The sequence below is a fragment of the Microcoleus sp. BM001215392 genome, from assembly GCF_036700185.1.
Taxonomy (GTDB): domain Bacteria; phylum Cyanobacteriota; class Cyanobacteriia; order Cyanobacteriales; family Microcoleaceae; genus Microcoleus.
In genome coordinates this window covers 1-7,909 of the sequence record NZ_JAUBOJ010000020.1, presented here as the reverse complement: position 1 = coordinate 7,909, position 7,909 = coordinate 1, and the positions used below count along the sequence as shown (strand labels likewise).

Genomic DNA, 7,909 nt, shown 5'->3' with positions numbered 1-7,909 from the left:
AGGACTTCAGTCCGCATCCCTGGCTAGTAGCGAGGACTTCAGTCCGCATCCCTGGCTAGTAGCGAGGACTTCAGTCCGCATCCCTGGTTAGTAGTGAGGACTTCAGTCCGCATCCCTGGCTAGTAGCGAGGACTTCAGTCCGCATCCCTAAATATTGAATGAAATCGTCACTACTAACACCTGCATCGAGAAATGGATAATTAACATCCAAAATATCGAAAACCCTCTCCCTAAACCGAAGGACTAGCAGTCTCCACCACATCAGAACTCGGGAAAAACTTTTCAGTAATCCAAGCAGTTACAATATGAGAAAGCAATCCCATCGGCCCAGCAAACAAACACAAAGCCAAAGAATGCACAGTCCAAACTCCCGTGCGCTGTCCTTCCCAATAAATCCAGCGCCCCACAAACAAATCCATCACTAAAAAATGTATCCATCCTGTAGCCGCCGCCGTTTCTTCTCCCAAAAACTTAGCAATATCTGCTAACTTGGGATTCGACAAAGCCGCCGCATTTTCGGGAGTCAGACTGCTACCAAACAAATATATGTATAAGACAGCGAGCAAGGCAAACGGAATAAAGGAATTCATGACTTTTCTGGTAATTCCCCAGTTGGGAAATAAAATCATAATTGCCCAGAAAGGCAAAACGAACACATTACCTATATCGAAAATTAGTTCTGGCGTCATAGTCGGCTGTTGGCTCCTGTAAATGAATGCAATAAACGATGTTAAGATTACTTTACACAATTTTTGCTAACATTTCTCAAAAACCACAAAAACCAAATTCACAAATTAGAGATAATTGCTAGATATTATCTGAAATTTAAGATTTACACGTGGAGGTAGGTTGGTGCGCTGGGGCGATCGCTCTTTGATTATAAAAAAAAGTGCCCAAGCGCAACTACGTACCTCAAAGACTGAAATCTAACAGCTAAAACTCATGACAACAACTTATAATAACTTTCCCGATTGGTGTTCGCACAAAGACAATCTCTCTCCGGGCGCCAAACATACTGTAGACACACTGTTGCAAATATCAGATACCACTGAGTGCGATCGAGCTAACGAACTGCTTTCTAGTACAACCGAACTAAACCTGAAATTGGCTCAACTTACGGATCTCAGTCCCCTGGCATCTTTCAATCAGCTTACTGTTCTAAACCTCAGCAGCAATCAACTATCCGATCTCACTCCTTTGGCATCTTTAACTAAGCTGAAAATCCTGTATTTAGATGTCAATCAAATATCAAATATTAGTCCGCTTGCATCTTTGACAAATTTAACTGCACTATTTATAGATACCAATCAAATATCTGATATCAGTCCGCTTGCATCTCTCACCAATCTTACGGTTCTTATTTTATTTGACAATCAAATTACTAACATCAGTTCCTTAAAAAATTTAACTCAGTTAAACACAGCAATTATCTACAAAAATCAAATATCTGACCTCGCTCCTCTGGCAAATTTAACTGAACTTAATACACTCTTTCTTTACAAAAATCAAATATCAGATATTAGCCCCCTAGCGTCGTTAAAAAATCTGAGTACGCTGTTTTTGTTCGAGAATCAAATTTCTGACTTAACTCCGCTAAAATCCTTAAGCAATTTAAAGAAACTGGTTTTATTTGAAAATAAAATATCCGATATTAGTGCTTTGGCATCGCTAACTAATTTAGTTGAACTCAACCTCGGTAACAATCAAATATCAGACCTGAATCCGCTGAAATTTTTAACTAATTTGAGTCAGCTTTATTTGTTTAATAATTCGATTTCAGATTGCAGCGCATTGCAAGCTTTGAATAACTTATTTTTGCTGGATCTATACAACAATCAAATTTCTGATATCAGTTCCCTCCAATCTTTGCAAAAGTTAACTACGATCGACTTGCGGGGAAATCGGATTGTGAATAAAATTTGCCCGGTCACTCCTCAATCAATTTGTCGGTTTTAATTGTTAAGACGGTGGCGAAATCTGGGTCTATATGATAAGCTATCCAACGTTGGTATCAGGAGAAAGTTATGAGTTCGCACGATGCTTTGATGTTGGGATTGCTGCTGTTGCCCGGTTTGGCTTTGTCGATCGCGGTTATGGGCGCTTTTGCGGCTGGTGGATAAAGTGTTCGATCGTTCGGACTTTAGTCAAGAGTCTAAACGATCGGAGGACTAAAGTCCTGACTACAAACCTGTTGTGGCTAGTTTACAAGAATTGTGCTGTGACATCGGAATTGACTAGAGTATTCGCGCACAAAATACCGGAGGCTGCGACAGCGGGAACACCGATTCCGGGCATGGTGCTATCTCCCACTCGATACAAGCCTTTGACTGAAGTTTGCGGCCCGGGCCAGGTGCCTTTGCCGGCGGCAATTGCAGGCCCGTAGGTTCCTTGATAGCGGTGCAAATATCGGGCGTGGGTTAGCGGTGTGCCGATCGACTCCAAGACTATTCGCGATCGCAAATCTGGTATAATTTTTTCTAAAGCTTTGAACAGAGATTGCGATCGCTCTTGTTTTTTTTGCTGATAACCGTCGCCGTATTCCCAACCTGCATAAGGTTCCAATGTATAGGCGTGAATCGCGTGATGTCCGGGCGGTGCAAGAGTGGTATCCCACACTGTAGGAATCGAAATCATGCAGGTGTTTCCGGGTACTGTAATGTCAAGTTTGCTGTCGTGAAGGACAACGTGGTGGCCGGTCAAGCCTTCTAGTCCTTCGGCTTTAATTCCTAAATGCAGGTGCATGAAACTGTCTACTGCTGGCGTGGATAAAGCGGTTTTTCGGTAGCTTGGCGGCAAATCTTCAGGCCGCAATAATTTTGTGTAAGTATCCCAAACTGTGGCATTTGAAATCACAATTGCGGCGCGGATAATTTCGCCACTTTTCAAACGAACGCCCGTGGTTTTGCCGGATTCAACTAATATTTGCTCCACGGGAGTTCCCAATCGCAATTTTCCGCCCCAGCGCTGCAAGCCTCGGACTAAGGCATCGACGATCGCACCGCTGCCTCCTACAGGATATTCGATCGCCGATCGCGATCGCTCGCCAATCATAAAAGCTATTTCCGGCGCCACAGTTCCGTGGGCTTTCAAACCCGACAGCAAGAAGCACTCCAAATCTATCAAACGTCGCACCCAAGGGTCTTGTACGTCGCGATCCATCAAGGAACCTGCCGAACTGGCGATCGCCCCTACTGACGGTAACAACTGCAACAAAGCAGGCGAGTACCGAGACAACAGCACAGGTATCAACTGCCAGTCCGATCTCAGTGCTAAAACCGGAATTCCCCGCAAAGCTTCATACAAAACTAACAAATGCTGTTGAAATTGCTGTAATTCTCTAGCGCCTTGCGGTGCGAATTTAGCTACAGCATCTAAGTAATTTCTCGCATTAGCATAAACTGGCAAACTTCCTTCAGGAAAATGGTAATGCCCCAACGGATCGTAGGCAATGGCTGCGATCGATTCCTCCAAAACATTCAAGACTTGCCGCAAAGGATTTAGCGATTGTCGATCGGTCAAACCGCAATAAAAAGAAGGCCCAGAATCAAAGTGAAATCCCCGGCGCGAAAAGCTGTGAGCCGCCCCGCCCGCTATGGTGTGGCTCTCACAGACGAGTACCCGCTTGCCGTAGCGAGCTAGCATCCCTCCGGCGACTAAGCCACCAATACCGCTGCCAATGACGATCGCATCAAAGTCTTGCATTTATCAAATGTGGTATAATTTTATTATTTCTTGCTGACCCGCAAGAAACGGGTACAAGCCCCCGACTCAAGTCGTAGAGATACTAAAATTTTACACTCAAGTTCGGGTTCCCAGATTCAATGCTGCAAGTAAATCTAAAATCTAAAATCTAAAATCTAAAATCTAAAATCGACTGACAGGGTATTTTTGGGGGAGGAAAACTATGAAAGCTTTATCTATTTTAGATGAAGTTGTGCGCGAATTAGAACAAGATGCCAATCTTTCACGCATTAAGAAAATAATATTTTTTGCTTGTAAAGAGTGTTGGGAAAACGATCCTGCCCAACTCAGCAGCGCGGACATAGGGAACTTAATCGAAGAACTATGCGCTAAATACAGCAGGTTAGAAGATATTGAAGCAGTTTTAAACAGTATAGTTGCCAAAGTTAATAAAAAAACCGAATACGCTTTAGTTGCAGATCAAATTGTCTGCCAACTCAGCAGGCTTTACGAATACGAAGATTTCACAAAATTAGAAACAAATATATCTAATTTTGGCGGTTACGAAGCACCGGCCATTGACGAACACTTCAGTTCGGAATTGCCATTAGGAGAATCTATCCAAAGAGACCCGGGAAATTTATTTGATGCCAGGGAAAAAATTCTACAGCAAACAAATCCACTAAGGGCGAAAATCCTAATTTTTTCTACTCTTTATCACGAGTTCACTTTTAGCGATCGCGACTGGCTGCTGCTGAAAACCCAAGACCTTGACAATTTGCTGCGACAACTGTTTAATGTGTGCAGCAGCCTGGCCGAACTCGAAACTCAGTTGTACAGAACTGCCGGCAATCTCGACAACACAGACGAATGCGACCAAGCAGCGAGCGTGATTATCAAAGCGATGAATCCTTGTTACGCAAAGTTGCAACAAGAAGAGCGCGATCGCTCCGAAGATTCAGCTACCGAAGATTCAGCTACCGAAGATTCAGCTACCGAAGATTGCGATCGGACGCATTTAAACAACAGTGTTTATGGAGATAGCCAGCCGCTTGATAGACGCAGCGATTATTTTGAGGCGGGCGATATTACTCAGATCATTCAAGCTGCTCCGGCTCACTATCATTACGATCCCCAGAAGAGTTATTTAGTACCCGACAGGGCAGAAAATATACAGTTTCAAGAACCCGAAACCAGCAGCAATAATTCCGCTGCGAACTTCGGACACGAATTAAGAGAAAGATTCCAAGTCCCAGTTACAGAAACGCCGACACTAATCGAAACTTTCGCTCCCGCAAACCCTGTTAGTGTAAATATTAGCGATTCCATCAAACGCAAGTTGGGACTCGAAGAAGAAATGACAGGATTAGTCCGGGACAGTGCTAACTCGGCCACCGCCCAAATAGAAAAAATATTCAGCGAGTTAGAAGCTGCTTTGAACGGTCAATTTTCTACAGAAACGGCCGAAGAGCGTTTGTACTGGAAATATAAAAACCTCAGAAATTATGTAGGAAAGATCCAGGGATTTAGCGATAAATTAATGGAAATTCTTAGCGAATTAGAGTCAAAAGAAAGCGGGCGCTATCCTGCTGAAATTCTAAAGAATGTTGCAGAAAATATTTCGGAAACACCCCAGCAGGAAAACTCTACCGACAAACCCGATCGGCATCAGCTTGTGGAAATGGCAAAACAAGGCAAACCAAAGGCGATCGCCCAATTGATCGATCAATTGCTACAGCCTAAGGGAATTACCGCCACAGCGGGATTTAGAGACGGTTGGCTCCACATCATTCTGGAGTCTCCCGACGTAACAAACCAACAGGATCTAGCCACATACATTCACAAAAAACTGGGTACTTTAAAATCAAAATTTATTACTGATGTAAAAATTCACGGGCGCAAATTAGGCAACAAAACAGTTGCTTGGACTCAAGAATTTGTGAATAAAAATCATTAAATGCCCCGACACAAGTCTGGCGTTGCACAAACTTTCGTCCGCCTTGAGCAACACTAAAATGCAATAAGTGCGATCGTCGTATTTGCGACAATTCAGTCTGGCGCAGCACAAACTTTCACCCGCCCCTGTAGGCTGGAAAAGCCAAAAATCTCTAGAGTGTAGATTTTGTTCAACTCCCAACCATAAATAAAAACATGAATTCCAGCGAAATATTAAGGCGATATACATCAGGAGAACTTGATTTTCAAGGTATGAATCTTAGAGGAGTCTACCTGAGCGGTGCCGATTTAATCGGCGTCAATTTAAGCAGCGCCGACCTTTGGGGAGCAAACTTAACAATGTCGTACTTGAGCAGAATTAACTTTCAGCGTGCAAATTTAACTAATGCCAAATTGTGCGGTGCTAACTTAAATAAGGCAAATTTTAGCGGAGCAAATTTGTCCGATGCAGACTTCCACGGAGCTACTTTACAAGGTGCAGACTTTCGTAAAGCTAATGTCTCTCTGGCAGTTTTTATCGATGCAAATTTGACCGAAGCAGATATGCGAGGTGTCAATTTGCAAGGTGCAGATTTGCGCGGCGCCTGCTTGCGCGGAGCAAATTTGCGCAAGGAGCAGCGGATTTTTGAGGGCGCAAACTTGCGCGGTGCTAATTTACAAGGTGCAGATTTGCGCGGCGTTAATTTGCAAGGTGCAGATTTAACTAAAGCTAATCTCAATCAAGCGAATTTGACTGGAGCGTCTCTACAAGAAGCAAATTTGACTCAGGCAAATTTAATCGAAGCTATTTTAGATGGCACATTTTTGACTGAAGCAACTTTGGTAGAAACAAATTTTTCTTGGGCTGTGATGACAGATGCTAAGTTGGAAAGAGCTGTGTTAATTGATGCTGAATTGGCGGGTGCTAATTTGCGCGGTGCGTTTCTTCCTGATGTTAAGTTGAGCAATGCTAATTTGGTGATGGCTGATTTGAGTCGTGCTAATTTGATCCGGGCTGATTTGAGCAGAGCTAATTTTAATCAAGCGAATTTGAGTGAGGCGGATATGACTGATGCTTACCTGGCTAGAACAGATTTGCGGGATGCAATTTTGCACCGCACAACTTTGATTAGGGCTGATTTGACTACGGCTAATTTAGCGGGGGCTCAGTTGCGCGGCACAATTATGCCGAATGGAGAATTGCACGGATAGTTGAAAATAGGACGTACGGTTGAAGATAGGACGTACGGTTGAAAATAGGACGTACGGTTGAAACCGCGTCTACACGAACACTCACGTGCCGGGAGCAGGTTGACGATCGGATTTTTCACCGTTCCTCGCGGATGTAGAAAAAATTCTATAATCAATCTATATTCTAAAATCTATAATCAAATGGCGACACCAGTTGATTTTCCTAAATATCTGCAATTCCTGGTTGAGTCTTATCAAGAAAAAAAGCATCTCTACACGCTGACCGATTTACAGGTGGAGGTGCGGGTGGAAATTTCACCGCAGGAAAAATCGCCATTTCCATTCCTAATGAATGGGTGCATCTGGTGCAAGGCAAATATGTTTGTAGGGGCGAAGCATGACCGCATATAAGTTATTAGTTATAATTCCATATTCACTACTGTCATGCTTCGCCCCTACGGATATATTGGCGAAAACCAGATGCACCCCTGAAGTCCGAACGATCGAACTTATATCAAAACAGAAAATATCGCTGCGCCATTGGCAAAATAGTTGCCGGTTCGCAAGTCAACAATTGCCCATCCGCCCTCACTTCATAGGTTTCTGGATCGACTTCCACGTGCGGCAAATAATCGTTGAGTTTCATATCTCTTTTACTAATCTGCCGCGTCCCGGAAACTGCTACCGTGGGCTTTTGTAAACCGAGCTGTGCTGCAATATCTCGATCGCGCGCCACCTGCGAAACAAACGTCAAACAAGTCGCCCCAATCGCCCCGCCAAAGCTGCCAAACATCGGCCTCATATGCACCGGCTGCGGCGTCGGAATGCTCGCATTAGCGTCTCCCATCTGCCCGTAGGCGATCGCCCCACCCTTAATTACCAACTCCGGTTTCACCCCAAAAAACGCCGGCCGCCACAAACACAAATCCGCCAACTTACCCTCTTCTACCGAACCCACATACTGACTAATTCCGTGAGTAATCGCCGGATTAATCGTGTATTTAGCAATATACCGCTTCGCCCGAAAATTATCATTTCGACCCTCTATTTCCCCCCCTTGGTAAGGGGGCGTTATCCCTCTTGTTTCCCCCCCTTGGTAAGG

General features: G+C 44.1%; 7 protein-coding genes. 4 read left to right on the top strand and 3 right to left on the bottom strand.

From position 1 onward, the window contains the following. Positions 1 to 230 precede the first annotated feature (230 nt). Positions 231 to 689 carry an ABA4-like family protein gene (locus QT974_RS04160; protein WP_333467260.1) on the bottom strand — a complete coding sequence of 153 codons (459 nt, stop codon included), beginning with the start codon at positions 687 to 689 and terminating at the stop codon, positions 231 to 233. Between the two features lie 253 nt (positions 690 to 942). Here QT974_RS04160 and QT974_RS04155 point away from each other — a divergent pair, with 253 nt between their 5' ends. Continuing rightward, entirely contained in the window at positions 943 to 1,956 is a 1,014-nt protein-coding gene (locus QT974_RS04155; RefSeq protein WP_333467259.1) for a leucine-rich repeat domain-containing protein, read from the top strand. A gap of 246 nt (positions 1,957 to 2,202) precedes the next feature. Here the strand turns inward: QT974_RS04155 and QT974_RS04150 are convergent, their stop codons facing one another. Continuing rightward, positions 2,203 to 3,702, bottom strand: a complete 1,500-nt coding sequence (locus QT974_RS04150; RefSeq protein ID WP_333467258.1) for a phytoene desaturase family protein — start codon at positions 3,700 to 3,702, stop codon at positions 2,203 to 2,205. Between the two features lie 202 nt (positions 3,703 to 3,904). Here QT974_RS04150 and QT974_RS04145 point away from each other — a divergent pair, with 202 nt between their 5' ends. The 3 genes from QT974_RS04145 to QT974_RS04135 all read left to right on the top strand — a co-directional run bounded on the left by QT974_RS04145 (position 3,905) and on the right by QT974_RS04135 (position 7,218). Further along, positions 3,905 to 5,638: a hypothetical protein gene (locus tag QT974_RS04145; RefSeq protein ID WP_333467257.1), complete on the top strand. Its 1,734-nt coding sequence runs from the start codon at positions 3,905 to 3,907 to the stop codon at positions 5,636 to 5,638. A 194-nt stretch (positions 5,639 to 5,832) separates the two neighbouring features. Continuing rightward, on the top strand, positions 5,833 to 6,828 hold the full coding sequence (locus QT974_RS04140; protein ID WP_333467256.1) for a pentapeptide repeat-containing protein: 996 nt from the start codon (positions 5,833 to 5,835) through the stop codon (positions 6,826 to 6,828). A gap of 180 nt (positions 6,829 to 7,008) precedes the next feature. After that, the gene (locus tag QT974_RS04135) at positions 7,009 to 7,218 is read left to right on the top strand and encodes a hypothetical protein (RefSeq protein WP_333467255.1); all 210 of its coding nucleotides are present in this window, start codon (positions 7,009 to 7,011) and stop codon (positions 7,216 to 7,218) included. 103 nt (positions 7,219 to 7,321) lie between these two features. On the opposite strand, the gene QT974_RS04130 is transcribed toward QT974_RS04135, so the two are convergent. Beyond that, positions 7,322 to 7,909 (bottom strand): amidohydrolase family protein (locus QT974_RS04130; protein WP_333467254.1); only part of this gene is annotated, 588 nt, incomplete at its 5' end.

Excerpts from the sequence above, each read along its gene's own strand:
- QT974_RS04140 (WP_333467256.1), top strand. The coding sequence starts at position 5,833 with ATGAATTCCAGCGAAATATTAAGGCGATATACATCAGGAGAACTTGAT.
- QT974_RS04135 (WP_333467255.1), top strand. The coding sequence starts at position 7,009 with ATGGCGACACCAGTTGATTTTCCTAAATATCTGCAATTCCTGGTTGAG.
- QT974_RS04145 (WP_333467257.1), top strand. The coding sequence starts at position 3,905 with ATGAAAGCTTTATCTATTTTAGATGAAGTTGTGCGCGAATTAGAACAA.
- QT974_RS04160 (WP_333467260.1), bottom strand. The coding sequence starts at position 689 with ATGACGCCAGAACTAATTTTCGATATAGGTAATGTGTTCGTTTTGCCT.
- QT974_RS04155 (WP_333467259.1), top strand. The coding sequence starts at position 943 with ATGACAACAACTTATAATAACTTTCCCGATTGGTGTTCGCACAAAGAC.
- QT974_RS04150 (WP_333467258.1), bottom strand. The coding sequence starts at position 3,702 with ATGCAAGACTTTGATGCGATCGTCATTGGCAGCGGTATTGGTGGCTTA.